Source organism: Sorangium sp. So ce1504, from assembly GCF_051521635.1.
Taxonomy (GTDB): Bacteria; Myxococcota_A; Polyangia; order Polyangiales; family Polyangiaceae; genus Sorangium; species Sorangium cellulosum_B.
In genome coordinates this window covers 3,117,501-3,143,386 of sequence record NZ_CP150365.1, presented here as the reverse complement: position 1 = coordinate 3,143,386, position 25,886 = coordinate 3,117,501, and the positions used below count along the sequence as shown (strand labels likewise).

Here is a 25,886-nt window from a genome sequence, read left to right as displayed (position 1 = left end):
GCTCGCACGTCTACCACCTCGTCCCGTCCGCGTCGACCCATCGTGGTACAGCGTCATTCCCGGAGTTCGTCCCTGGATTGACGCTGTGTCCGCCTGGCGACGATCCGGGCTGACCGGGTTCATGAAAGAAGCGAGTGAAAGAAGCGAGCTCGTCGGGGGACAACGCCTCGAAGCGAGTTACTCGATGGGCGCGAGCGTCCAGGGGAAGTCGGTCAAAACGGATTTTGCACGAGCTCGGGACACCTACGCGCGTGGGGCCTGCCCCGAGCTGATGGATTCAAAAGCGCAGGCGATCATGAACAGCGCGCCGGCGCTCGAGAGGAAAAAGCCCACGAACGCGCCCATGCTCCCGTGTGCGCCCCGCTCAACGCGTTCGCGCTCCTCGACGAGGAGCGGGCCCTCGAGGCCGCGCGGGCGTCCGAGGCGCGCTGGGATCGAGGCGAGCCGGTGGGGCGCCTGGACGGGGTGCCTGTCTCGGTGAAGGACCTCCTGCTCACGCGCGGCTGGCCGACCCGGCGGGGCTCGCGCACCGTGGACGCGGCCGGCCCCTGGACGGAGGACGCGCCCGCCGTCGCCCGGCTGCGGGAGCACGGCGCGGTGCTCTTCGGGAAGACGACGACGTCCGAGTTCGGCCTGAAGGGCCTCGGCGACAGCCCCTCGGTCCTCTCCGGTCCTGACGACCGCGATCCGTTCCGGGCCCCGCCGCCGCGCGAGGACGCGCTGCACCTGGGCGCGCTCGTCGCGGTCGACGCCCCCGACGCGCTCGACGCGTCCGGCACGCTCGACCCGTCCGGCGCGCTCGACCCGTCCGACGTACGCTTCCTGCGCCGCGTGCGGGTCGGCGTGAGCGCCACGCTGGGGTACGTCGCTCTGCCGGCGGAGACGCGGGTTTGCTTCGACGCGGCGGTCGCCCTCCTCCAGCGGCTCGGCGCCGAGGAGGAGGAGGTGGCGCCGCCGTTCGACGACCCGGGGGGCGTGCTGCGGACGCTGTTCGCGGCGCGCGCCGCGCACACGGTGCGGGAGCTCGGACCGGAGCAGCGGGCGCTGCTCGATCCGACGGTCCAGAGCGCGGCAGCCCAGGGAGAGGCGCTGAGCGCCGTGTCGTACCTCGAGGCGGAGCGGCAGCGCGCGGAGCTGGCCCTGGCGATGGCCGCGTTCCACCGCCTCTTCGATCTGCTGGTGACGCCGACGTCGGCCGGGGCCGCGCCCCTGATCGACGGCGGCGCGCTCCCCGCCTCCTTCGCCGCGCCCTTCAGCCTGACGCGCCAGCCGGCGATCAGCGTGCCGATGGGCCTGACCAGCGCCGGCCTGCCGCTCGGGCTGCAGATCGTGGGGCGCCACTTCGAGGAAGCGCTGGTGCAGCGCGCCGCGCTCGCGCTCGAGCGAGAGAGCGCCCCGCTGCGGGCGCCGCCGCTCCGCGTGAGCTGAGCGGTCGCGCGAGGCCGTGACTTGATGCGTGTGGCAGTCCGCCTTGTGGCGCAACGCACTCCCGCACCGGGTCGGCAGGGGCCGCGAGCGCGAAGCGCCCGTCGGCGTCATGCGAAGCTAGCCGGTACGCTTCAGCAATGCCTCCAGCCGGCTCTTCAACGCCGAAGGGTCGCGATGCAGGTGGTACGAATAAAGCCATTTCCTGCGCCGATGATATCCGCCTCGTCGAGGGCTCGAGCCACGCAAGAGTCGACGACCTCTCCTGGAAGAATCGAACGGAAGCTCCATGTCTCGACGAGCCTCGCCCGGCGCAGACCGGCCAGCTCAAGGAGACCCGCCGAGCGACGTGGAGGCGCGTACGGGCTCCCCACGGGACGACGGCGCGAACAGGGCGCTCCACGAGCGCCTGCGGTGGAGAACACCCGCTCCGTGAGCCGAGCTCCCACCGCGGCCCATCCTCACCCTGGTCCAACGCCTTCGCACACAACTTCTGGGGCCGCGCCTCCCGCTCTTCCTTCTTGCAACTGGCCAGCGAAGGTGGCCTCCTGAATCACGGGGACGAATAGCCTGGTTGATGCCGGTTGAACACCACGAGAGGAGCACTCCATGCAACCTCGAACGACAGCGAGCGAAGCACTCGACGCCCCGTATCGCCAGTCCGGCGCGCCGCCCATCGACATGGCGCTGAACCACGGCACCTACTGTTCCGAGCGGTGCGCCGACGTCCTGCGGCGCCACGCCGGCAACATCTCCCTGCGGATCTACCCCGCCGGGGACAACGGAGATCTCCGGCGCGCGCTCGCCGCCGACGCGGGCGTCAGGCCGGAGAACGTGCTGGTCGCCAACGGGAGCGGCCCGCTGCTCAAGACCTGCATCCCGTCCCTGATCGAGCGCGAGATCAAGCGTTCGGCGATGCGGACGCTGCGCTTCTTGCTGAAGCGCACGGCGTATCCCATCATCACCACCCGGCTCACCTACTCCAAGGTGCCTGCGTCCGGCGTCCGCGTGGGGCTGCGATGCGAGCTGCTCCCGCTCCATCCGGAGAACGGCTTCGCGCTCGACGTGGAGATGCTCGCGTCGCGCCTCTCGCGGCAGGACGGCCTGGTTTACCTCTGCAACCCCAACAACCCCACCGGCAACGTCCTCATCACGAGGCAGGAGCTCGGTCCGCTGCTCACCCGGTTCCCGGACTCCCTCTTCTTCATCGACGAAGCGTACGTGCACTACCTCGAGGAGAGCCCGAACACCCGGATGGCAGACCTGGTGCTGCGCCATCCCAACCTGATGGTGCTGCGCAGCTTCTCCTTCGCCTACGGGCTCGCCTCGGTGCGCGTGGGGTACGCCATGGGGGACGCGACGGTGGTGGCGCAGATGGAAGCCAAGATGACGCCGCACCGCGTCGGGCAGCTGGCCGCAGAGCTCGCGATGGCGTCGCTCCAGGACAGCGGACACCTCGGATTCGTCCGGCATCAGACAGCGAGGGAGCGAGCCAGGCTCATGGCGGCCATCGGAGCTCATCGCGCGCTCGAGGCCTGTCCGTCACAGACCAATTTCATCCTGTGCCGCGCGCGCGGGGCGTGGTCCGGGGCGAAGATCCACGACGCGCTGCTCGCCCGAGGCGTGAAGGTGAAGGCCTTCGAGCCGTTCGGCGACGAGCGGTACGACGAATACTTCCGCGTGACCGTCGGGTTGCCGGCAGAGAACACCTTTTTCATCGAGCAGCTCGACGCCCTGATGAGCCCGCGCCGCAGGGAGGCGCCCCCCATGACAGCGGCGCCGGCGGTGCACCAGGTCGAGCTCTCGGAGCTTGCTTAGCCGAGAAGTTGCGCAAGGTTCCGGGGCATGGAGCCTCGAGAATGGAAACCCTTCCCTGCCTGCCTGACCGGCGCACAGCGGAAGATCCTGGAACCCCTGGTACCGGCGCCTGAACCCGCTCTCCAGCCTGCGTGAAGCATGCGGAGCAGGTGACGTTGATACGGCGCGCGCTCGACGACTTCCTCGCGAGGTGAACGCGCGTCTCCACCGGCGCGCGACGGCTCCGGAGCTCGGTCGCCGGTGGATCAGGAGAAAAACGATGGCATCCGCGGTCACGCACAAGGAATGGTCAGTCGACAGCTTCGAAGCGCTGGATCCTACCTTCGTGGCGGATCCTTACCCGCTCTATGCACGCCTCCGGGAGGAAGCGCCGGTCCATTTCGTCGCCTCGGTAGGGGAATGGTGGATCACGAAATATTCCTATGCGAAGGTCGTCCTGGCCGACAGGCGCTTGACCACACAACGTGAAAAGGTCATGACCGTTCCCCCGCGCCACACCTCCGGATCATGCCCGTGGACCCAGAACATGGTAGAGCTGGATCCACCCGAGCATGACCGTGTGCGTTCCCTCGTCGGCAAGGTGCTCACGCGCGAGGTGGTCCAGCGCCTCCGGTCGAGGATCGAGCAGGTCGCGCATGAGCTCGTGGACCTCGTCGAGGGGGACGGGCACATGGACATCATGGCCGACTACGCGTATCCCCTGCCGACGGACGTGCTCTGTGAGCTGATGGGCTTGCCGACATCGGAGCGAGAGCAACTTCGCGCGTGGATGCCCGGAATCCATCTGCAGTTCGATCAGGCTCAACCGCCGGCGGTGCGACAGCAGGGCGAAGCCGCCGATGGCGCCGCGCGAGAGTACCTGAGCCGATGGATCGCCGAGCGGCAGGTGCGCCCGGGCGACGATCTGATCAGCGCCCTGATCTCCACAGAGGACCACGGCGATCGGCTCGCGTTTCCGGAGCTCTTGTCGAACCTCGGTTTGCTCCTCTACGCCGGCTTCGAGACGACGGCCCGGATGATCTCGGCTGGCGTGTACGCGTTGCTCTCGCATCCCGATCAGCTGACGCTGCTTCGAGGCCACCCGGAGCTGATGCAGGGCGCCGTCGAGGAGCTGCTGCGCTACGCGTCGCCTGTACAGCGAGGGGTGGAGCGCTGGGCGCTCACGGATCTCGAGCTCGGGGGCAAGCTGATCCAGAAGGGGGATCGGCTCTCCATCGTGCTGAGCGCCGTCAACCGCGACCCCGAGGTGTTTCAGGAGCCCGACCGGCTGGACATCACCCGGAAGCACAACCCGCACCTGGTGTTCGCCCGGGGCACGCACGCGTGCCTGGGCTCCCTCTTCGCCATCACCGAGCTCGAGATCGCCTTCTCGGTGCTGCTGCGCCGGCTGCCGCGGCTCGAGCTCGCGACCCCGGAGCCGACATGGGGGCCCAACACCAAGCTCCGCGGGATGACGGCGCTGCACGTCCGCTTCTAGAGCGACGGTCACCCGCTTCGGATACGGGCCCATCTCGACGTTTTCGGTGCTCAGCGCACCGGAGTGCGCTTGCGCGCCGAAAACGCCGATCTGGGCCCGTCTCCTGTGCGGGAGACCGCCGCTCTGCTCGGCATGGTGCAGAGGTGGGCGGAAGCCGCTGTAGAGCGGGCGCGGCTCCCGCTGCGCTCTCGCGCCGCGGCGCCGTGAGCCGACCTAGCCGCCGGCGACCGGCGGGATCAGCGCGACGTCGTCGCCGCAGCGGATCTTCTCGTCGGCATGGGCGTAGGTCCCATTGACAGCGAGGCGGATCGAGCGCCGGTGCGGCGTGAGCGCCGGATAGCGCCGGCACACCTCGCCCATGAACTCCTCCACCGTGCAGGGGCCGCTCAGCTCGAAGCGTACCTCCGAGGCCCCGACGATGTCGCGCGCGCCTCCGAAGGCGAGCAAGTTGACGGCGTTTTCCATGGCTGAAACGTACCATCCCACGCAGCTCGACGCCGCGATGCCCGACCGATCCTCCGCTCCCCGCCGAGGCATCGGACACGCTCGAGCGCGGAAGAGGCTGATCTCTGCGGACGTCCTCGCGAGCGACCGGCCGATGTGGGGTGCTGAGTCGATCGGGGTACCGTCGAGTCGAACGTGGCCAGGAGGAGATGGTTTTTCCATCGAGTCTCACCTTTCGTGAGCTGGAAGCTCGGCCGCCGTCCCTTGCGGGTCCGCGCCTGGAACACCTTCAGCGTTGCGTGCTCGGCGCCGCCGTTGCTGTGTAAAATCAGCCAGGTGGACGCAGGAGAAAGGTGGCATGCTCGCGACAATGCCGCTCCCAGGTGCCGCCGGTGCTCGGCGATCGGAGGGCCAGACGTCGACGGTCGACGTACACGGCCGGCCGATCGGCGATCTGCGAATCTCGGTCACGGACCGGTGCAACCTCCGCTGCTCCTACTGCATGCCGGAGGAACAGTACGCCTGGCTCCCCCGCGATGACATCCTCCGGTTCGAGGAGATCAGCTTCCTGGTCGACGTCTTCGCGGAGCTGGGCGCCGCCAAGGTGCGCCTGACGGGCGGCGAGCCGCTGCTGCGCCGCGATCTGAGGACGCTCGTGCGGTTCATCGCCGACAAGCCCAGGATCCACGACATCGCGATGACCACGAACGGCGTGCTCCTCGCCGAGCACGCCCACGCACTCCGGGCGGCCGGCCTGCGCCGGATCACCGTCAGCCTCGACACGCTCCACCCCGAGCGCTTCAAGGCGCTCACCCGCCGCACGACCCACGCCCAGGTCCTCGAGGGCCTGCGCTCCGTGCCGGCCGCCGGGTTCACCGACACCAAGATCGACACGGTGGTGATCCGCGGCGTGAACGACGACGAGCTCGCGGATCTCATCGAGCTCGGCAAGACCATCCCCGCCGAGGTCCGCTTCATCGAGTACATGGACGTCGGGGGCGCGACCCAGTGGTCGTACGACAAGGTCTTCTCGCGCGCCGAGATCATCAGGTCGCTCTCGCGCCGCTACGGCCGCGTGGAGCCGATCCCGAGCGAGGGCGCAGCGCCGGCCGCCCAGTTCGCGCTCCCCGATGGGACGACGTTCGGCGTCATCTCCTCGACGACACAGCCGTTCTGCAGCGCTTGCAATCGCAGCCGGCTGACGGCCGATGGGATGTGGTACCTGTGCCTCTACGCCGCGCGCGGCATCAACCTGCGCGAGCCGCTCCGGCAGGGCGCCTCGCTGGAGGAGATGAAGGCCATCGTCGCCCGCGTGTGGGGCGCTCGCTCCGACCGCGGCGCCGAGGCCCGCCTCGCCGACCGATCACGCGGCGCGCTGCTCCCGGCCATCCAGCTGAAGCGCGACGCGCACCTGGAGATGCACACCCGCGGCGGGTGAAGCGCTCCGCTCCTCGAGCCATCACGGAGGGTCGATCATGCGTCTCGAAGAAGTCGGTAGAGCCGCCCCGGACAAGAGCTGCCGCACCCACGGCGGGGTTGCGCTGCTCTCCCCGGAGAAGGTGGCCGAGCGCCTGAAGCAGCTCGGCGGCTGGGCGCTCGCGGAGAGCCGCCTCTCCAAGACGTATCGGTTCGCCGATCCCAGGGCCGCGCTCGCCTTCGTCCACCGCGTCTGCGCCTTGGCCGAGGCGGAGAACCACCACCCCGAGCTCACGCTGTGGAAGCGCGAGGTGCGCATCGAGCTCTGGACCCACAAGAGCGACGGGCTGACCGAGCTCGATTTCTACTTTGCCGGCAAGTGTGACCCGCTCGAGCGGGGCTGACCCACGGGGCCCCTGGGTAACGCGGCGCTCAGGCGACAGCCCCCTGGCGCTCCAGAGCCCACGCCTCGGCGAGCGCGAGCGCCCGGGCGTTCTCGGGGATGCTCTCCAGGAAGCTCTGCCGCAACGCCGGCCTGCCGATCTTCGCGGCGCGCTCGAGGAGCCGCGCGCGCGCCGCCTCGATGATCTGCGCGGCGCGCTCGCGCTCGCCGGCGGCGCGCAGGGCCTCGGCGTAGGTCAGGCGGATCAGCGACTCTCCCTCCTCGGCCATCCCCGCGTCCTCGATGAGGCGGAACGCCTCCTGCGCGTGGACAAGCGCCTCGGCCGCCCCCTCGGGCCCCCCTCCCATCCGGGCGCGCGCGAGGATGGCCAGCGCCACCGCGCGCAGGAGCGGCGCCACGTCGAGCAGCGCCGCCGCCGCGCCCGCCTCGCGCGCGGCGGCCTCGCCGTCGCCCGAGAGCAGCGCCGCCCGGGCGAGGTACGCGCGCGAGAGCCCCTCCATGCGCCGGTTGCCCTGCCGGCGCGACGCGTCGATGGCCTGCTCGAGCAGCGCGCGGGCCTCGTCGATCTGGCCCGCCTGGAGGAGGGCGTGCCCCAGGTTCTGCCACGCGGTCGCGAGCACCTCGCGCAGATCCATCCGTATCGCCTGGGCGACGGCCGCGCGCAGCAGCTGCTCGGCGCGCTCGAGCGCGCCGAGCTCGGTGAGGATGAAGCCCATGTTCAGCTGGACAGAGCAGGCCTGCCGGCGATCGCCGGCGCGCCCGAACGCCCCGACCGCCACCTCCAGGGCGTCCACCGCGGCGGCGTGATCACCCGCGAGCGCGGCGCGGAACGCGACGCTCTGGTGCAGCCCACCGACCGCCTCGTCGTCGACGGCCGGAGGATCCCCCGCGAGGCGCAGGCTCTGCTCGAGCAGCGCGTCGGCGGTCGCGTGCTGGTTGGCGAGCATGAGCTCCGCCGCGCACCAGGAGAGGCAGAGCACCACCGCGCTCAGCGCCCCCTCGGCGGGCGCCGTCGCCGCGAGCCGCGCGGCCCACGCCCCGGCGCGATCGACGGCGCCCTGCTTGCTGGCGCCGATCAGCGCCGCGGTGAGCGCGCGGTACCATGCGCCCGACCCCGGCTCGATCAGCGCGACCGCCTCCGTCGCGCGCGCCACGGTGGCCGACAGCTCGCCGCGCCACAGGTGCGCCTCGGCCTGGACCAGGCGCAGCGCGCCGAGATCCCGCCCGCTGGCCCCGGAGGCCACGCCCCGCTCCGCGCGCGCGAGCGCGGCCGCGAGGTCGTTGCCGCGGAGCGCCTCCTCCGCCGCGGCGCAGAGCCACCGCACGGCCCGCTCGGGTTCGCCGCCGCGCTCGCAGTGCCCGGCCAGGACGAGCGCGTCCCGCTCCCCGGCGTGCTCCAGCCACTCGGAGGTGAGCCTGTGCCCGAGCCGCTGATCCGCCTCGGTGAGCATCCTGTACGCCGCGTCGCGCACGAGCCCGTGCCGGAACGCGTACTCCACCTCGCCCGGGAACCGGGACGCGGGCCGCCGCGCGATCCACTCCTGCTGCTCCAGCGCGAGGAGGCAGCCCGCGAGCGCGGCGTCGTCCCGGTCCACCCCGAGCAACCGGGCGACCGCGCCCCACCAGAACACCTCGCCCAGCAAGCTCCCGGCGCGCAGCGCCCGGCGCGCCTCCAGATCGAGCCCCTCGAGGCGCGCCTGCACCATGGCGAGCGCGGTCTCGGGCGCCTCGCCCGCGTCGCGGCCCTCGGCGCCCCCGGCGCCCTCGGCCGCCACGCGCAGCATCTCCTCCAGCAGGAACGGGTGCCCCGCCGCGCGCCGGACGAGCCCCTCCACCTGCTCCGTGGGCGCCTGCTCCCCGAGCGCCGCGCGCACCAGCCGCTCGCAGGCGAGGGCCGGCAGCGCCCCGAGCCGCATCGCCGTCGCGCCCCGCTCGGCCCACAGCCCCGGGAACACCTCGTCCACGTCGGGCCGCCCGAGCCCCAGCACCAGGAGCGGGCTCGACCGGAGCTGCCCGAGCGCCGCGTCCACGAGCTGCACGGTCGGCAGGTCGCCCCAGTGCAGGTCCTCGAGCACCAGGAGCACCGGCCCGGCGCGGCACTCCGCCTCCAGGAAGGTAAGCCAGGCGCGCCGCACCTGGTCGGCCATGAGCATCGGGTTCTGCCGCGCGGCGCGCAGCTCGCGCCGATCCGCGTCCGGGAACGGCGCGCCGATCACCTCGCCCAGGAACTCCGTCACGCGCGCCTGCTCCGCGGCGTCCACGGATCGCGCGACGCGCGCAGCGAGCTTCTCCCGGCCGCGCTCCTGGGCCTCGCCCTCCGCGATCTGCGCCGCGCGCCGCACCACCTGGGCGAGCAGCCCGAGCGGCGCCCCGGCCCGCACCGCGTCGCCCTGCGCCGTCCAGATCTGGGGCGGCGCCTCGCGGCCGCGCATCCTGCGCGCGAGCTCGATGCGGAGCCGCGACTTGCCCACGCCGGCCGCCCCGATCACGAGCGCCGCCTGGGCGCACGGCTCCGAGGCGCACTGGTCGAAGAGGAGCTCGAGCCAGCGCAGCTCGCTGCTCCGCCCCACGAACGGCGTCGGCTTGCCGAGCAGCGCGCGCGCCTCCTCCAGCGGCTCCTGCTCGCCGAGCAGCGCCGCCCCGCGCTCGCCGTGCGCCACCTCGAAGCGCGGGCCGAGGAGGGACGCGGTCATCGCGTCGATCGCGATCGGCCGGAGCGCGTCCTCTGCGCCCCGCTCCGCGGCCGTGAGGTTCGCGACGGCGCGGTCGATCACGGGCCCGAGCGGCTGGGTCCCGTCCACGACCTCCCAGCCCGTCGCGAGCGCCACGTCGGAGGCCTGGAGCAGCGCCTTGAGCGAGAGGGCGCACCGGGCCGCGCTCGCCGCGAGATCCGTCGGCGCCTCGGCCCCCGTGAGCAGGGCCGCGATCGATCCGTCCCGGAGCAGCTCCACGCGCGCGCCGTGCAGGTCGGCGGTCCTCCGGATCGCCTGGAGGAGGGCGAGCGGCCAGCGGCGCTGATGGGTCAGGCCGCGCGCCGGCGCCGTGCTCGCCTCGCTGGACACGGGCTGCGGCGGCCGCGCCGGCTCGGCCCGGCGCGCCGCCAGCACCACGCTGACCAGCCGCCGCTCGGCCGTCGTGAGGCCGACCGACGGCGAGAGGGGCGCCGCGCTCGCCTCGCGGATCTCCGGTGAGCGCAGCTCCGCCCCGACCGCGCGCGCGTCCCCGGGCCGCAGCCGCCGATCCTTGCCCAGGAGGCGCGAGAGGAGCGCGTCGAGCGCCGGGGGCGCGCCGGGCCACAGCTCGCGGAGGCGGGGCGCCTGCTCGAAGAGCACCTTGGTGAGCAGCGCGACGACGTGCACCCCTGCGAACGGCGGCCGCCCGGTGAGGCACTCGAACAGCACGCACCCGAGCGCGTACAGGTCGGCGCGCGCGTCGATGTCGGGCTCGCCGCGGACCTGCTCCGGCGCCATGTAGGCGGGCGTCCCCACCGGGGCGTCGGGGTTGGTCAGCGTAAACGTGACGTCGGGGGCCCGCGCGATCCCGAAGTCGAGGATCTTCACCGCCGCGACGTCGCCGCCCGGCAGGAAGAGGTTCGCCGGCTTGACGTCCCGGTGGACCACCCCGCGCAGGTGCACGGCGCCGAGCGCCTCGGCGGCGCGCGCGGCGAGCGCGAGGCTCTCGTCGAGGCCCAGCGGCCCCCGCCGGAGCCGCGCCGCGAGATCCTCGCCGTCGAGCCACTCCATCGCCAGGTACTGCCGGCCCTCGGCGGTGACGCCGTGGGCGACGTGCCGCGCGATGGCGGGGTGGTGGAGCCCCGCGAGGACCCGCGCCTCCCGGCGGAACCGCTCGGCCTGCTCGGTCTGCTCGGTCTGCGCGGTCTCCGCGTGCAGCCCCACCTTGAGGGCGACCGGCTCCCCGGTCTCGCGGTCGACGGCCCGATAGACCGCGCCCATTCCCCCGGATCCCGCGACACGATCGAGCTCGAAGCGACCTGCGAACAGGTCCCCGGGGCGCATGCGCGGAGTATCGGGCACGCACGCCGCGCGTGCCAGGGCGGAGCGCGCGGCCGGGACCGACGCAGCGTCCTCTGCGTCCTTGCCTGGAATCTTCCTGCCTTCGAGCACGCCGGCGCGGGCAGCCCCAGCGCCGCCGAGGCCGTCTTTCGCCGACGACTCCCACCTCGGCTACCTGGCTCCGTCCGGCTCGTGTTTCTCCTGGGGGGCCTTGCGGGATCCATGACAATGGCCAACTGCGCCGCGTCGAATGACGAGGCGCATCAACGGCGATGGGGGGGAGAGCGCACGTGAGCCACACGTTGTCGCGCATCACGGTCCTGCTCCGTGAGCGAAGCGAGGAGATCATACGCCGGTGGATAGCGCGCCTGCGGAGTGAACCGAAGATCCCACCGACCCGTGAGCTCACCGATGAGGACTTGAGAGATTACACGCCGAAGCTCCTCGACGACCTCCTCGACTCACTCGCGCAGCTCGCGCAGCCGGGCGCGCCGGACGGAGCCAGCGGCCCGGAGATCGGCAGCTCGGAGGCCGCCAAGGTGCACGCCTCGCATCGCATCGCCGAGGGCTACTCCCTCGCGGAGGAGCTGCGCGAGCTCGGCCTCCTTCGCGCCGTGATCGTGGACCTGTGCGCGCGGGAGGGGGTGGTGCTCGGCGGCGAGGAGGCCCAGCTCGTGCACTCGGCGATCGACGAGGTGATGATCACCGCGGCCGTCGAGTACGAGCGCGCGAGCTCGGCCGATCTCCGCCGTGACGTCGCGCTCCACGAGCTGTTCATCGCGGTCCTCGGGCATGACCTGCGCAACCCGCTCTCGGCCATCCGGTTCGCCACCGCCGCCCTGCTCAAGCGCGAGGACGTCACGACCGCCGTGGCGAGGCTCGCCCAGCGCATCGCCGCGAGCAACGAGAGGGCGGTGCGGATGGTCGAGGAGCTGCTCGACCTGACGCGCATCCGCTCCCACCGGGGTCTTCCGGTCGAACCGGAGCCCGTCGACCTCCGCGCGATTTGCCAGCGCGTGGTCGAGGAGCTCGAGCTCGCCCACCCGGAGCACACCATCCGCTTCACGGCCCACGGCGACGGGCGAGGCATGTGGGATCCGGGCCGGATGGGGCAGCTCATGTCGAACCTGATCGGCAACGCCGTCGACTACAGCCCGCCGAAGGAGCCGGTGCAGGTGGAGCTGCGCGGGTACGAGAATGTCGTCGTGATCGAGGTGATGAACCGCGGGACCCCGATCCCGCCCGAGCTGCTGCCGGTCCTCTTCGATCCGTTTCGCCGGGGCGAGCAGAGCCAGCGGGACCCACAACGCTCGAAAGGACTCGGGCTCGGGCTCTTCATCGTCAAATCGATCGTCGACGCGCACGGAGGCTCCATCCAGGTCACGAGCACGCTGGAGGAGGGCACCACGTTCCGCGTCAAGCTCCCCCGTTCGTCGTGACGCGGTCGTTTCGCCGACACGCCGCGGCGCGGCGCTGGCTCAGACCGGCCTCAGCGCCGGCCAGGCCAGCTCGATGCCCTCGCGGACCAGGAGCGCCTGGAGCTCTTCGCGGAGCGAGCTGCGGGCGCGCACCTGTCGCGGCAGCACGCGGCGCTCCAGGCAGAACGTCGCGAGCAGCCCCGCCGCCTCGCCGACGCTCCACTCCACAGGGTGGACCCGGTAGGCGCCGTTCGTGATGTGCGTGACGCCAAGGTTCTTCCCGCCCGGCAACAGGTTCTCCACCCGCATTGGAATAAGCGCACCCAGCGGTATCTGGAACGGCCAGCAGCCGAGATCGAGGTACCCGGCGCCCCCGATGCGCGGGTGCAGATCGATGCGATAACACCCGACCCCGACGCTCTCCTCGAACGTCGCGGGGCCGTCGGGCCGGAGCGGATACGCGATGTGCTGCTCGAGCACCGTGAGCTCGGCCCGGATCCGGCGGGACTCGCGGATGTAGGGCGCTGGCGCGAGGCCGTCGACCGTGCCGCCGACCACGTCCCCGCGGAGGCGCAAGCCTGGATAGCCGACCCCGCCGTCCGGGCGAGGCGCCTCGGTCTGCATCCAGTACAGAAGGCTCAGGCTGAGGTTCCGCGCTGCGTCCAGGTGCCGCGCGGCCTCCGCCTCGTCGACGCCGCAGACGGGCCCGAACCAATAGTCGTTCTGAGGCCAGTTCACGATGGTGATGTCGCTCGGCGCGAACCCCGCTTCGAAGACCGTCCTGTCGAGGATCCGCCGGAAGCTCCACCAGGGATGCCGGTCCTCCGCGACGAACAGACCTCGAGTCAGGGGCTCGTGTGTCTCGGGTCGAACCGCCGTCCAGTCCAGCAGCCGACCCGGCCAGCCGGGCGGCTCGAGCGAGCGCCAGCGCTCGTACTGACAGGGCCTGTCGATGACATGGTCCTCTCCAGGGTGGTGCTCGATCGCAAAGCAGACGGTGATCGCCTGCTGGGCCCCCGGATCCGCGCGCTCGGGGGCGTGCGGCTCGCAGGTCTCCGCGCGAGACTCTGCCCCGAGCACGTGCTCCACGCCCGCGAGCGAGAGGAGCTCGCCATGAGGCGTGGCATCGATGAAGAGGTCGGCCACGAGGAGGACATCGCGCCCCGATTCCAGCCCTCGGACCACGACGCCGGTCACCCGGTCGCCGTGCGTCCACGCCGAGATGGGCCGGTGAGCATGGATCGCGACGAGGCGCCCGTTGAGCCGATACGGCGCGATCATCTCGTGCAGGACCGCCACCGCGACCCGCGGATCGTGGCACAGGCGGCTGACCCAGCCGTTGCCGGGGTTGAGCTCGGGGAGCGCCCTGGCCGACGCGGTGAGCGGTAGATGCCTGCGGTAATACTCGCGGATCCCCTGGCGCAGCGCGCGGTAGCTCCGGGTCGCCCCGATGTCCTCGATCCACGGGTGCTCGTCCGGAGGGACCGCCTGGTTCGTCAGCTGGCCCCCGAGCCAGTGAGTCTCCTCCGTCAGGACGACGCGGCGGCCCGTCCTGGCCGCCGCGAGCGCAGCCGCGCAGCCGCCGAGCTCTCCGCCGATGACGGCGACGTCGGTCCGGATCACGTCCATCGCCAGCTCCCCGCGCTCACGCGCTCTTCCGCACGGGCTGCGCCGCCGGAGCTCGCCGCGCGAGGAGCTCGGTGACGAGCTGGTTATTCTCCCTCGCCCTGGCCTTCAGGCCAGGGAGCAGCCGGCGGATCTTCGCGCGGATCTCGTGACGCGTGTCCCACGAGCGATCGAGCCTGGCGATGAGCTGCCCGGAGCTGATGCTCCCGAGGGGCGGGGTCTCCATCTCGAGGTCCTCGATGAACCCCGCGATCTTGGACGCGTAGGGCAGCGCGACGAACGGGGTCTCGCGGAGCGCCGAGAAGATCAGGAAGTGGAGGCGCATGCCCACCACGAACTCGAGGTGCCCGACGAGGCCGAGGATCTGCTGCGGCGTGTACCGGCGCCTCAAGACCTCTGCCCGCTCGGCGTTCTTCATGTGGGCGACGACCGCGTGGCTGTGCTGCACGTCCGTCCGTTCCATGGACACGAACACGACGTCCGCGTCGAGGCGCTCGACGACGAAGTCGGCGGCGTTGGCGAGCAGGCCATAGTACTCGTCAGGGTCGATGTCGGGCGCCGCCGGGCCCGGCTCCCTGACGGAGAAGCCGACAAGGTGCCGCTCGAACTCGACCCCCTCGGCCCGGATGGCCTCGATGGGCAGCGCCTCTTCGCGCAGCAGCAGGGCCGGATCGGCCGTGAGACGAATCTCGCGATTCACCCCCACCTCCTCGAGGAGGCGACGTCCCTGCTTGTCTCGTACGGTGACGATGTCCGCGGCGTTCAGCGCCGCCCGTACAGCCTGCTTCGCGCTCGGGTCCGACAGCGGACCGGCGCTCACGGCGTAGATCACGACGGGGACGCCGCGCTCCTCCGCGATGAGCGCCTCTCTCAGATAGACCGGCGCGTCCCGATCGTACAGGATGCCTCCCCCGCCGAGGACGAAGAGATCGAGGCGCTCGATCTCGGCGGTCGATTCCATTCGGGTGAGGTCACGAACGGGGACGACGCGCTCCACCTTGTGGCGCGCCTTCGTGTCCTCCGGGCACAGCGAGAACACGGTGATCTCCGCTGGAGTCGTCTCCCGGAGCTGCGTGACGATGCCATCGAGGATGGCCTCATCGCCGAGGTTCATTCCGCCGTAGGACCCTGAAATCCCGATTCGGAACGGCTGGTTCGCCTTGTCCATCGTGGGCTCCTCCCGCGAGCGCCTCCGCTCGATCGCCGCGCCGTCACGTCGCGTCGAGCGCGGCCCTCCGCCAGCTGCGACCTGCTCGGTCGTCCGAGATCGTCAGCGCAGCGCAGGACCTTGCCACGGCGGCGGCGAGGCGCAATGTCCGCCGGCGGAGGACGCACCATGGGACACGTGCAGGCGCGGACGACCCGGAGTGGCTCGAGAGAGCCAGGCGGCGAGGCGCGCCCGGCCAGGGAGCAGCGCGCGGGGCGAGCCGCGGCGCGGGTCGCGCCGGCCGTGCCCGCGGGTGATGTCGTGGACGAGGCCTGTCAGCAATCCTTTCCTGCCAGCGACCCACCCGCCTGGACGCCTGTGATAGCCGGCCTGCCGCGCGACGACCGGTCAGAATGCCCCGACCTGGGATGACCGTCCCCGTCCGCACCACCGCGCGGCTCTCGCCGTCATCGTACAGATAGAGGCCGGTGTCGGGGACCGGCGCGCCCTCGTCGACGCGCGCCTCGAGAGAACGGTCATGATAGCGTGACCTGCCGATGCTTCCGCGCACCCTCGCCTTGCTCGCCCTGTGGACCTGTGGCTGCGCCCCGGCGCTCTCCACGCTCCAGCCGGCCCACGTGGCCGAGAAAGGCCATGTCCAGGCCGAGCTCGGGCTCGACGTCTCGATCCCGACCGGCACCCTCGCGTCGCTCGTGGACGCCGGCGTCGTGCTGGCGGACGCCGCGGAGTCACGAGAGCTGTCCGAGGCCGAGCGGCAGGCGCTCTTCGAGGCGGGCGGCGCGCTCGCGTTGAACCCGCCCTCGGTCACGCCGCACCTCGGCATCGGCTACACCGCGCTCGATCGCTGGGAGCTCAACCTCCGATATACCGGCAGCGCGTTCCGCCTGGGCACCCGCTACCAGCTCCTGAAGCGCGACAAGCACGGCATCGATCTGACGGCCGGCGCCGGCGTCGGGCGGTACGTGATGGAGTTCCCCGTCGGGAGCGTCCTTGGCCTCGTCGAGCTGGAGGACTTCACGCGATGGCAGATCGACCTGCCGATCCAGATCGGGACGGCGGGCACATGGTACCGGGTCTGGGGCGGCCCGCGCCTGATGTTCACGACGTTCGACACCGCGCTCGTCCTGGACCTGCCCGCCTTCACCGGCTATCCGGGCGAGCGGGAGCTCGCGTCGTTCTCCGGCACCGGCTTCTACGTGGGCGGCCAGGCCGGCGTCGCGCTCGGCTATAAACACGTATTCTTCGGCTTCGAGCTGACGATGGCGGAGATCTTCTCGAGCGGTGAGCTCACGGTGCTCGGTCAGCGGGCGGTCGAGCTCGATCTCGACAGCTTCATCGTCTACCCGTCGGTAGGTCTGATGGCTGAATTCTAGATCCAGAGCACCGGACGATCGACGCGCGCCGCCTCAGCGGAGCGCCGCCGCGTGGTCCTGCGCGAACCGCTCGAAGCCGATCGGCTCAGCCCCGGTGACGTCCTTCACCGGACAGGGTGGCGGCCTGGTTCACGAGGAACGGGAGCTGCGCGTAGCGCGCTGCGCCTCGCGTGTGAATGGAACCGCGCGGCGTTACGATAGCTTATCGCTCCTGAAAAGCGGCCGAAACAGGCGCCGTCCGATCATGGCAGGGTCCCCGCGGCGGTGCTCGCCGGAGGGGCGCTGTTCTCCCCACCTGGAGGCATTGCGCGTGGTGACCCCTGCCGACCTCGCCATCAAGGACCTCGGCCCCTGCCGGCACCCCTCGCCCGTCGCCGAGAAGCTCGGCGAGAAGGCCACGGTGTACGTCGGCGAGGCCGACAAGGTGCTGTTCAACGATCGCCTGTCCGCCGTCCTCGCGGACGCCTCCGGCGCGCGGCCTCCGGCGTTCGAGCTGGCCGGGCCGCGCAACCGCGTCTTCTGGGATCCGAAGGAGGTGCGCGCCGGCATCGTGACGTGCGGCGGGCTCTGCCCCGGCGTCAACAACGTCATCCGCGGCCTCGTGCTCACGATGGCGCAGAGCTATGGGGTGCCGGAGATCTTCGGCTTCCGCTACGGCTACGAGGGGCTCGTCGCCCGCTTCGGGCACGCCCCGATGCGCCTGGATCCCCGGAGCGTCGAGGAGATCCACCGCATGGGCGGCACCGTGCTCGGCACCTCCCGCGGCAACCAGGACCCGCACCAGATGGTGGACACGCTCGAGGCCCTCGGCATCAGCGTCCTCTTCGTCGTCGGCGGCGACGGCACCATCCGCGGCGCGATGTCGCTCGTCCGGGCCATCGAGGAGCGCCGCCTGTCGATCGGGGTCGTCGGCGTGCCCAAGACCATCGACAACGACATCAAGTTCATCGACCGCAGCTTCGGCTTCGAGAGCGCCTTCGCCGCCGCCGTCGACGTCATCCGCAGCGCGCACGTGGAGGCCTCCGGGGCGAAGAACGGCATCGGGCTCGTCAAGCTGATGGGCCGCCACTCGGGCTTCATCGCGTGCGCGGCGGCGCTCGCGTCGGCGGACGTGGACGTCGTCCTCATCCCCGAGGTCCACGCGGAGCTCGACGGCCCGTGCGGGCTGCTCGCGCACCTCGAGCGCCGGCTCGCCCGCCACGGCAACGCCGTGATCGTCGTCGCCGAGGGCGCCCTGCAAGAACACTGCACCTCCAGCGCGGAGCCCATGGCGACGGATCTCAGCGGCAACCTCAAGCTGAAGGACATCGGCCTCTTCCTGCGCGACCGCATCAACGCGCACTTCCGGGCGCGCGGCGTCGAGGCGACGCTGAAGTACCTGGACCCGAGCTATCATATCCGCAGCGTCCCCGCGTCCCCGTCGGACAGCGTGTATTGCTGGAACATGGCCCGGAACGCGGTCCACGCGGCCATGGCGGGCAACACCGAGATGCTGATCGGCCGGTGGCACGGCCGCTTCGTGCACGTGCCGATGCCCCTGGCCGTCCGCATGCGCAAGCAGGTGGACCCGACGGACGACCTGTGGATGGCCGTCGTGGAGGCCACGGGGCAGCCGCTCTCGTTCTACTAGCGCCACCCGCCAGGGGTCCGGAGCGAGAATTCAACGCAAGTCGCAAAGCCACAAAGTCGCAAAAAGAACAATTGGATCGGCCTTCGCCCCGCGCGCCGCGGGCTCGCCCCGTGCCATCATGGCCGGCATGAAGCTCTCGCTGCCCTCTCGCTCGCTCGTGCTCGCCGGCCTCGCCTGCCTCGCCGGCTGTACCAAGGAACCCGCGCCGCAGGCCCCGCCGGGGGTCGACGCTCCGCCCGCGTCGCAGGCCCCGCCGGCGGCCGAGACCTCGCCCGCGGCGCAGCCCCCGCCGGCGGGCGGCGAGCCGCGCGCTGCGGCGTCGGAACCTCGGTGCGAGGCCGACGCCGACTGCGTGGTGTCCTGCGCGCGGGCCGGGCAGTGCTGCGACCAGCTGTGCCCGCCGTGCGACCAGGCGTTCCACCGCGACGCGCTCGCGGAGCTCCAGAAGTGGCGCGCCGCGAGCTGCGCCGCCGAGAGCTGCCCGGTCGCCAAGTGCATGGCACCGAAGGAGGACTCGGTCGCTCGCTGCAAGGCGGGCGCGTGTGTCGTCGAGCGCGTCCCGCACGTCGACCGATGAGCCGGCGCCCGGGATGAAACCTCCCCGATACCTGCGCGAAACTCGGGGAACACCTTCGCACAGCGCCCACGGCGCGTTTTGCCACAGGCTGCATCCGCGCCACACCGATCGAGCTCGACGCCAGCGGGCGGCGGTCTCCGGCCTCCTTCATGTCGAGACCGCCGTCCGTGGCCCTGCGCTTGCATTGCGCGGCGCGTAGGGCGCGGGAACATCGCGATCCCGGCGGCGAGCTCTCCTGGAGCCCACGGCGCTCGCCGTGCTGGAGGACGGGCCCTCGCCGGGATCGCAGCGGGAGGTCCCTTGGGCATCGAGATCCAGCAAGACCACTTCAAGACCGTCGATTATCGGCTCTTCAAGACGCGGCTCCAGCAGAACCTCGCGGCGCTGGAGATGGTGCTCGCCCGGCCGGGGTTCGGCCACGGGGAAGCGACGATCGGCACCGAGCTCGAGATGTTCCTCGTCGATCGCGAGGCGCGCCCCGTGCCGATCGGGGCGGAGATCGCGCGCGCCGCGGCGAGCCCGATGATCACGCCGGAGATGGGCGCGTTCGACATCGAGCTCAGCACCCAGCCGGTGCCGCTCGCCGGCAGGCCGCTCTCGGCGCTGCGCGAGCAGATGCGCGCGACCGTCGAGGCGATCCGCGAGCGCGCGGCGGCGCGGGGCGCGCGCGTGGTCCCGGTCAGCATCCTGCCGACCTTCCAGCGGCGCGACTTCAGCCCTGCGACGATCACGAACCTGCCCCGGTATCGGGCGCTCGCCGCGGGGCTCTGCAGGCTGCGCAGGGCGCCCTTTCACATCCAGATCGACGGCGCCGAGCCGCTGGAGCTCACGTCGGACGACCCCGCGATGGAGGCGGCGAACACCGCCTTTCAGATCCACCTCCGGGCCACGCCCGACGCCTTCGCGCGGCTGTTCAACGCCGCCATGATGATGACCGCGCCCGCGCTCGCGGCCGCGTGCAACTCGCCCACCTTCCTCGGCCACCGGCTGTGGCACGAGACGCGGGTGGCGGTGTTCAAGCAGGCAGGCGACGATCGCCCGCCGGCGCCCGGCGCGGACTGGAAGATGCCGGCCCGCATCGGCTTCGGGACCGGCTGGGTGCGCGACGGCGCGGCGGAGCTCTTCATGGAGAGCGTCGCGCTGCACGAGCCCATCCTCCCCGTGTGCGGCGACGAGGACGTCGTCGGCTGCGCGCGGGCCGGCGGGATACCGCAGCTCCACGAGCTCCGCCTGCACCACGGCACCGTCTGGAACTGGAATCGACCGGTGTACGATCCGGCCGGCGACGGCCACTTGCGGATCGAGCTGCGCGCCTTGCCGTCCGGGCCCACGCTCGATGACATGCTCGCGAACGGGAGCTTCCTGCTCGGAGGCATCCTCGCCCTCGCGCCCTCCATCGGAGAGCTCCTGCCGTCGTTCCCGTTCGAGCTCGCCGTGAGGAACTTCTACCATGCAGCGCACTACGGCCTCGACGCCGAGCTCGTCTGGCCCGCCGTACCGGGGGCCGCGCCGAGGTGCGTCCGGGCGCGCGATCTCCTCCTCTCGCTCTTGCCGCGGGTCGAGGAGGGCCTCGTGACCGCGGGCGTCGACGGGGACGAGGCCCGCCATTATCTCCGGATCTTCGAGGCGCGGGTCGCCAGAGGCATCACCGGCGCCACATGGCAGCTCCGCGCGCTCTCGGCGCTGGAGATGGGCTCCGCGTCGCGCGAGGAGGCGCTGAGAAAGATGCTGGAGCGCTACATGGCCGAGGTCGACTCCGGCGCGCCCGTGCACGCCTGGGGGACCCCGCGCGCGGGCGCGACATGAGGTCGCCATGAGCCATGACGCCACGAGATCCCTCGCGGAGCAGCTCGACGCCCGGCTCGCCGCGCCGGGGGCGATGGATGCGGCGCGGTTCGAGGCGTTCCTCGAGGCCCAGCGGCGGCTCGGGCTGGTCCACGGCGCGCGCCCGCTGTGCCGCTATCTGCGGCCGTACCTCATCGCCGAGCAGGACCTCGCCGCGATCGCCCGCGCGGCCGAGCAGATCGCCTCCGCGCTGGAGAGGGTCGCGCAGCGCGCGATCCGGGACGACTTCCTGGCCGAGGAGGTCGGGCTCTCCGCGGACGAGCGCGCCCTCGCGGCCATCGTGCCGGGTCCGGGGCCGCTCCACACGGTCGGGCGCCTCGACATGCTGATCACCGACGGCGGCTTCTCCTTCATCGAGTACAACGCCGACTCCCCCGCCGGCCTCACCGACCAGATCCTCGTCGAGCGGACGCTGATGGCGCTCCCCCACCTCGCGCCGCTCCGGGACGGGCGTGGCCTGCGCACGCCGGCGCCGCACCGGGCGCTCCTCGGCGCCCTGCGCGAGGGCTACGCCGCGTGGGGCGGGCGCGAGGCGCGGCCCGCGATAGCCATCGTCGACTGGGCCACTGTCGACACCTCGGCCGAGCTCAGGGTGCTCGCCGACCTGTTCTCGGCCGAGGGGCACCGGACCAGGATCGTCGATCCGGACGAGCTCACGTACGACGGCCGCCGCCTCGGAGCGGGCGGGGAGCGCATCGATCTCGTCTACCGGCGCGTGATCACGCAGGAGCTCGTCGGGCGGCGCGGCCTCAATCACCCCCTGATCCGCGCCTACTGCGATCGCGCGGCGCACGTGGCGAACTCGTTCCGGATCAGGCCCCTCAACAAGAAGGCGGCGTTCGCCGTGCTGAGCAACCCCATGTTCTCGGGCCTGTTCACGCCCGAGCAGCGCGCGGCCATCGCGGAGCACGTCCCCTGGACGCGCCGGGTGACCGCCGGCCGCGCCGCCTGGCGGGGCCGCGAGGTGGATCTCGTCGAGCTCCTCCTCGGAGAGCAGGAGAGCTTCGTGCTGAAGCCGAACGACGAGTACGGCGGCAAAGGCGTGCTGCTCGGGTGGACGGCGACGCCGGCGGCCTGGAGAGAGGCAGTCCGGGCCGCCGCGGACCAGCCCTGCATCGCGCAGGAGCGGCGCCGCCCGCGCACCGCGCGCATGCCGACGTTCCGCGGCGGCGCCGTGGAGGAAGAGCAGGTCTATTTCGACCTTTGCCCCTTCGTCTTCGCCCGCGGCGTGGAGGGCCCGCTCTCCACCTTCACCACGCGCATGGAGGGCGCCATGGTCCGGCTCTCCGCCTCGGAGGTCAGCAACGTCTCCGCGGGAGGCGGGGTCACGGGCCTCGTGATCGTCGGCGGCGCGCGCGCGCCGCGGGAGGGTGCCCGTCATGTGTGAGCTGCTTGGCATGGTGTCGAACGTGCCCACGGACATCGTGTTCTCGTTCACGGGGCTCGCGCTCCGCGGCGGGCAGACCGGGCCGCACGCGGACGGCTGGGGCGTCTCGCTGTACGATGGGCTGTTCGCGCGCACGTTCCTCGAGCCTCACCCGGCCTTCTCGAGCCCGCTCGCGCGGTTCATCCGCGAGAACCCGATCCACACGGCCCTCGCCATCGCGCACGTGCGCAAGATGACGCGCGGGGGAGCGGCCCTGAAGAACACGCACCCGTTCATGCGGGTCCTCCACCGCCGGCACATCGTGTTCGCGCACAACGGCACCTTGCCCACGGTCAGGGATCGGAAGCTCCACGTCGAGACGCCGGTCGGCGACACCGACAGCGAGCACGCCTTCTGCGTCCTCCTCGAGGCGATCCGGAGCGCGTACGGCGAGAGGTACCCGGGCGACGCGCGGGAGCTGGGGCGCACGCTGTACGAGCTGGGGAACGAGCTCGGCGCCGACGGCGTCTTCAACTTCCTGTTCGCGGACGGCGAGCACCTCTTCGCCCGCTGCGGCGATAACCTGTCCTGCATCCTGCGCCAGGCCCCGTTCGGCGAGGCCACGCTCGTGGACGCGGATCTCAAGGTGAATTTCAACGACCTCCACGGCGTCGGCCCCGACGCGCGGATGGCGGTCGTCGCCACAGAGCCGCTCACGCGCGACGAGCTCTGGCGCAAGGCGACGCCCGGCACGCTGTGGGTCTTCCGCGCCGGCGAGCTCCTGGCGACGTTCCCCGAGGCCCGCGAGGGCTCAGGCGCCGAGGAGTCCGGCCGCGAGGCCCCCTGATCGAGCGCGCCCCCGGGGGGCAGCCGGGCGGGCTCCTTGAGGCTGAGCTGCACGGCCGAGGAGAGCCCGTGTCCGCGGCTCCGGGCGCCGGCACGCCGTCAGCTGCGCGGGCGCGCGACCAGGTCCCGGAAGAAGTCGCTCAGCGTGTGCTCCTTGTAATCGCGGAACTCGCCCGCATCGAAGTAGACGCCGCCGCAGACGCTGCAGTTCTCGTACCAGATGTGCGACTGCTCCGGGTCGACCATGCGCACCATCGGCGTCGAGCAGCGGGGGCACGGCACCCGCCGGATCTGGTTGTTCTTCCGCCCTACCGAGGGGTCGCCGGTGTCGATCTGCTGGGAGCCCGCCATGGCCTTGAGGGACTCCTTCTCGCGGCTGTCGAACCAGATCCCGCCGCACGCCGTACACCGGTCGACATCGATCCCGCCGAAGGTGACGATATCCATCGAGGCCGTGCATTTCGGACAGTTCACGTCATGCTCCAGTGCGGCAGGCGCCGCCGTCGGGAGCGATGGTATCAGACGCCCCGGATCGCGGGAAGAGCGTCGATCGCCTCGCTGGAGACGGTCGGCGGCATGCACGGTCGCCAGCCAGCGGGCGGGCTGTCCCCCACCGCGCGCACCGCGCGGCGCGCGACGTTATTTCGAGCCCATCTTCTCCTTCACGATCTGCTGCAATTGATCGAAGTAGCGGCTGTCGCGCCGGACGGCGATGCCGAACTGGGATGTCCCGAGCTTCGACTTCGAGTAGACGACATAACGGGACATCTCGCGGTGGGCCGTCAGATCCTCGGTCATCTGCACGTAATGAGGGTGTGGCATGTAGATGAGATCGGGCTTATAGGCCTCGAAGAACCTGTCCGCGGAGAACGGCTCGAGCGCGAAGCGCCGGTCGTTGAGGCCGGCCATGTCGATGATCGTCTTCTTGAGGTTCATCGCGCCGAGCATCCCGACCTCGGTCGTGGCGATGACGAGGTCGTCGGGGAGCTTCGAGACGCGATCGATCGCGAACCAGTATTTCTGCGGTCCCGAGGTGTTGCCGTGCTTGACGATGTTGAAATGCCCGAGCCGATTCGCCGCGACGGCGCCGGCGAGGTCCCTGCCTGCCGCGGCGAGGGGAGTCGACAGCTGGAGCCAGAGGATCGCCAGCGCGGCCACGCCGGCCAGGGGCAGGGCGGCCGGCGCGGGCTGGCCGACCGAGTCGGAGAGCGTCCGCGCGAGCCGGGCGGCGCTCCGGCAAGCGAGGTAGATGAGGCCTGGCAGCGGCGCGTAATAGAACCTCTGCGCGAACCCCATGATCGGCACGACGAACACCCACGAGTAGGCGAGGCACAGGAGCGTCGCGGCGAGGACCCCTTTGTCGAACGCCGAGGACTCCGCCCAGAAGGCCCGGGGGCCGCTCCTCCGCCCCTCGCCTGCCGGCGCGCCGGGGCTCGCCTGCCGCGCACCGAGGCCCACGAGCACGTCGAGCGCGATGACGGTGAAGAGCGGCCAGAAGAGCTCGAGCCAGTCGACGAGATCGATGGTCGGCCGGCCGCGGTAGGCGCGGAGGATCCCTGATCCGTAGAGGTTCGTCGATTTGGCATAGAACGGCAGCGGTAGGGGCGAGCCGAAGTACAGCTTGGCGGCCGCGAGGTGGAGGGCGAGGACGCCCGCCGTCGCGGCGAGGGCGGCGAGCCCGAAGCGCCGGCGGTCGCGGTCGCGCTCGAGCGCGACGAGCGCGAGCGGGACGAGGACGGCGTAGGCCGTGAGCTCTGGCCGCACCGAGAAGGCGAGCCCGCCGAACGCGCCGAGCGCCACGCCGCCGGCGACCCGGGCCGCGCCGAGCAGCCGCAGCGTGAGGAGCAGGTACGCGGTGAGGAAGCAGAGGCCGAACGACGTGTCCATGCCGCTCACGAAGTGGTCGGTCAGCGTGGACCGGGCGGCGCAGAACGCGACGAGGGTGAAGCAGGACAGGCGCGCGACCTTGCCGTCGCCGGCCGCCCGCAGGACGAGCAGGGCGAGCAGGACGAGCAGCACGGGACCCCAGACGAGGCTCTGAAGCATCGCGGCGAGGCTCGTGTTGCCGCCGGCGATGAGGTGGAACGGCACGGCGGCGACGATGAAGGCGAGCGAGGTGAGCCCGTAGGACGGCGGCCCCTTGGGGTTCCACGAGACGCTGTGGTCGGCGAGGATGTTGTGCGCGTACCGCTGGAACATGTACGCGTCGTCCCAGAGCGTCGTCAGGTCGAAGCGCACCACCGTCTTGCACGCCAGCAGCGCGAGGCAGAGCGCCATCGTGATCCAGAAGCAGACCGAGGCGAGCCTGCGCACCGCCTCCCGTGGCAGCGACGGAGAGCGCTCCAGGGCCTCTTCCGCCGCCGCGCCCTGCCCTGCCGATGCATCAGCGGACGGTTCGGCTCGCTGCTCCTCCGGCAGCGAGGTTTCTACGTGCGTCGTCATCGTGCTTCGCGCCTCGACTACATGGTTCCGGCCGGAAGCCCTGCTTCCGCCGACGGGTTCGCGTCACCGAGGCGAGCGCCGTTGGGAGGCTCGCGGCGCTCGGATTCCCTTTGCGGATCGACGCGTTGCGCCGTCTCCGTTGGCCACTGCCTCAGAGGTCGCATGCGGCGACCATAGTCGCACCTGCAGCGCGCCGTACATCCGGAACCGGCGTGGAAAACTTGCCCCGCGCAGCACGAGGCGGCGCGCGGCCGCGTTCGGCGCCGTGGAGCGCCTCGGACCCGGGCCCCAGTCCTTCGCGCGGGGCCGGTCAGCTCACCGAGGCCCCCCACGCCGCGCGAAGAACGAGGCCCCCGGGCGGCCCGGCCGGTGAGCCCAGCGAGGCCCAGCTCCGCGAGGCGAAGACAAAAGCAGAAAAGCCCGCATGACGTCCGCCATGCAGGCTCTCTTCTGAAGCGTCTCTCGCACGCTGCGACGCGCCGCTCACACCCGAGCACCGGGCGCGAGGCTCGTCACGTTCCATGGAGCAAGGTCAAGCCGCACGACCTATTAGTACCGGTTAGCTCCGCCGATTGCTCGGCTTCCACACCCGGCCTATC

18 protein-coding genes, 1 rRNA gene and 1 pseudogene (1 of these 20 only partly in view) are annotated in these 25,886 nt (G+C 71.6%); 13 read left to right on the top strand and 7 right to left on the bottom strand.

Features of this window, described 5'->3' with window-relative positions:
* Window positions 1–363: 363 nt before the first annotated feature.
* From WMF39_RS12215 to WMF39_RS12200, 4 genes and pseudogenes are all read left to right on the top strand, one after another.
* Window positions 364–693 (top strand): annotated as a pseudogene (locus WMF39_RS12215) (amidase family protein); the annotation flags it as partial.
* Window positions 694–720: 27 nt separating this feature from the next.
* The gene (locus WMF39_RS12210; RefSeq protein ID WP_437747969.1) at window positions 721–1,428 is read left to right on the top strand and encodes an amidase family protein; all 708 of its coding nucleotides are present in this window, start codon (window positions 721–723) and stop codon (window positions 1,426–1,428) included.
* Window positions 1,429–2,034: 606 nt separating this feature from the next.
* Window positions 2,035–3,243, top strand: a complete 1,209-nt coding sequence (locus WMF39_RS12205) for a pyridoxal phosphate-dependent aminotransferase (RefSeq protein ID WP_437745704.1) — start codon at window positions 2,035–2,037, stop codon at window positions 3,241–3,243.
* A gap of 259 nt (window positions 3,244–3,502) precedes the next feature.
* Window positions 3,503–4,720 carry a cytochrome P450 gene (locus tag WMF39_RS12200; RefSeq protein WP_437745703.1) on the top strand — a complete coding sequence of 406 codons (1,218 nt, stop codon included), beginning with the start codon at window positions 3,503–3,505 and terminating at the stop codon, window positions 4,718–4,720.
* A 213-nt stretch (window positions 4,721–4,933) separates the two neighbouring features.
* On the opposite strand, the gene WMF39_RS12195 is transcribed toward WMF39_RS12200, so the two are convergent.
* Entirely contained in the window at window positions 4,934–5,185 is a 252-nt protein-coding gene (locus WMF39_RS12195) for a MoaD/ThiS family protein (protein WP_437745702.1), read from the bottom strand.
* A 349-nt stretch (window positions 5,186–5,534) separates the two neighbouring features.
* Between WMF39_RS12195 and moaA the strand changes: the two genes are divergently transcribed.
* Together moaA and WMF39_RS12185 are read left to right on the top strand one after the other, a co-directional pair.
* Window positions 5,535–6,602, top strand: coding sequence for a GTP 3',8-cyclase MoaA (gene moaA, locus WMF39_RS12190; protein ID WP_437745701.1), 1,068 nt, complete (start codon window positions 5,535–5,537; stop codon window positions 6,600–6,602).
* A 37-nt stretch (window positions 6,603–6,639) separates the two neighbouring features.
* Window positions 6,640–6,984 carry a 4a-hydroxytetrahydrobiopterin dehydratase gene (locus tag WMF39_RS12185; RefSeq protein WP_437745700.1) on the top strand — a complete coding sequence of 115 codons (345 nt, stop codon included), beginning with the start codon at window positions 6,640–6,642 and terminating at the stop codon, window positions 6,982–6,984.
* 28 nt (window positions 6,985–7,012) lie between these two features.
* On the opposite strand, the gene WMF39_RS12180 is transcribed toward WMF39_RS12185, so the two are convergent.
* The gene (locus WMF39_RS12180) at window positions 7,013–10,999 is read right to left on the bottom strand and encodes a serine/threonine-protein kinase (protein WP_437745699.1); all 3,987 of its coding nucleotides are present in this window, start codon (window positions 10,997–10,999) and stop codon (window positions 7,013–7,015) included.
* 287 nt (window positions 11,000–11,286) lie between these two features.
* Between WMF39_RS12180 and WMF39_RS12175 the strand changes: the two genes are divergently transcribed.
* The gene (locus WMF39_RS12175; RefSeq protein ID WP_437745698.1) at window positions 11,287–12,435 is read left to right on the top strand and encodes a sensor histidine kinase; all 1,149 of its coding nucleotides are present in this window, start codon (window positions 11,287–11,289) and stop codon (window positions 12,433–12,435) included.
* 39 nt (window positions 12,436–12,474) lie between these two features.
* Here WMF39_RS12175 and WMF39_RS12170 read toward each other — a convergent pair whose 3' ends face one another.
* Window positions 12,475–14,043, bottom strand: a complete 1,569-nt coding sequence (locus tag WMF39_RS12170) for an FAD-dependent oxidoreductase (RefSeq protein WP_437745697.1) — start codon at window positions 14,041–14,043, stop codon at window positions 12,475–12,477.
* Between the two features lie 16 nt (window positions 14,044–14,059).
* Window positions 14,060–15,208 carry a polysaccharide pyruvyl transferase family protein gene (locus WMF39_RS12165; protein ID WP_437745696.1) on the bottom strand — a complete coding sequence of 383 codons (1,149 nt, stop codon included), beginning with the start codon at window positions 15,206–15,208 and terminating at the stop codon, window positions 14,060–14,062.
* Window positions 15,209–15,744: 536 nt separating this feature from the next.
* On the opposite strand from WMF39_RS12165, the gene WMF39_RS12160 reads away from it, so the two are divergent.
* The 6 genes from WMF39_RS12160 to WMF39_RS12135 all read left to right on the top strand — a co-directional run bounded on the left by WMF39_RS12160 (window position 15,745) and on the right by WMF39_RS12135 (window position 22,846).
* A complete protein-coding gene (locus tag WMF39_RS12160; protein WP_437745695.1) occupies window positions 15,745–16,581 on the top strand; it encodes a hypothetical protein in 837 nt (278 codons plus the stop codon).
* Between the two features lie 310 nt (window positions 16,582–16,891).
* Window positions 16,892–18,211 carry an ATP-dependent 6-phosphofructokinase gene (locus WMF39_RS12155; RefSeq protein ID WP_437745694.1) on the top strand — a complete coding sequence of 440 codons (1,320 nt, stop codon included), beginning with the start codon at window positions 16,892–16,894 and terminating at the stop codon, window positions 18,209–18,211.
* A gap of 118 nt (window positions 18,212–18,329) precedes the next feature.
* Window positions 18,330–18,788, top strand: coding sequence for a hypothetical protein (locus WMF39_RS12150; RefSeq protein ID WP_437745693.1), 459 nt, complete (start codon window positions 18,330–18,332; stop codon window positions 18,786–18,788).
* 300 nt (window positions 18,789–19,088) lie between these two features.
* Window positions 19,089–20,594 (top strand): hypothetical protein, encoded by a 1,506-nt coding sequence (locus WMF39_RS12145; protein WP_437745692.1) that lies wholly within the window; start codon window positions 19,089–19,091, stop codon window positions 20,592–20,594.
* Window positions 20,595–20,601: 7 nt separating this feature from the next.
* Window positions 20,602–22,020, top strand: coding sequence for a hypothetical protein (locus WMF39_RS12140; protein ID WP_437745691.1), 1,419 nt, complete (start codon window positions 20,602–20,604; stop codon window positions 22,018–22,020).
* Window positions 22,013–22,846 (top strand): class II glutamine amidotransferase, encoded by an 834-nt coding sequence (locus WMF39_RS12135; RefSeq protein WP_437745690.1) that lies wholly within the window; start codon window positions 22,013–22,015, stop codon window positions 22,844–22,846. The genes WMF39_RS12140 and WMF39_RS12135 overlap by 8 nt, the downstream gene beginning before the upstream one ends.
* 98 nt (window positions 22,847–22,944) lie before the next feature.
* On the opposite strand, the gene WMF39_RS12130 is transcribed toward WMF39_RS12135, so the two are convergent.
* The 3 genes from WMF39_RS12130 to WMF39_RS12120 all read right to left on the bottom strand — a co-directional run.
* Complete coding sequence (locus WMF39_RS12130) at window positions 22,945–23,319, bottom strand: zf-TFIIB domain-containing protein (protein WP_437745689.1); 375 nt, start codon at window positions 23,317–23,319, stop codon at window positions 22,945–22,947.
* A 165-nt stretch (window positions 23,320–23,484) separates the two neighbouring features.
* Window positions 23,485–25,287, bottom strand: coding sequence for a hypothetical protein (locus tag WMF39_RS12125; RefSeq protein ID WP_437745688.1), 1,803 nt, complete (start codon window positions 25,285–25,287; stop codon window positions 23,485–23,487).
* Window positions 25,288–25,815: 528 nt separating this feature from the next.
* Window positions 25,816–25,886, bottom strand: a 23S ribosomal RNA gene (locus WMF39_RS12120); it runs 2,936 nt beyond the window's last position.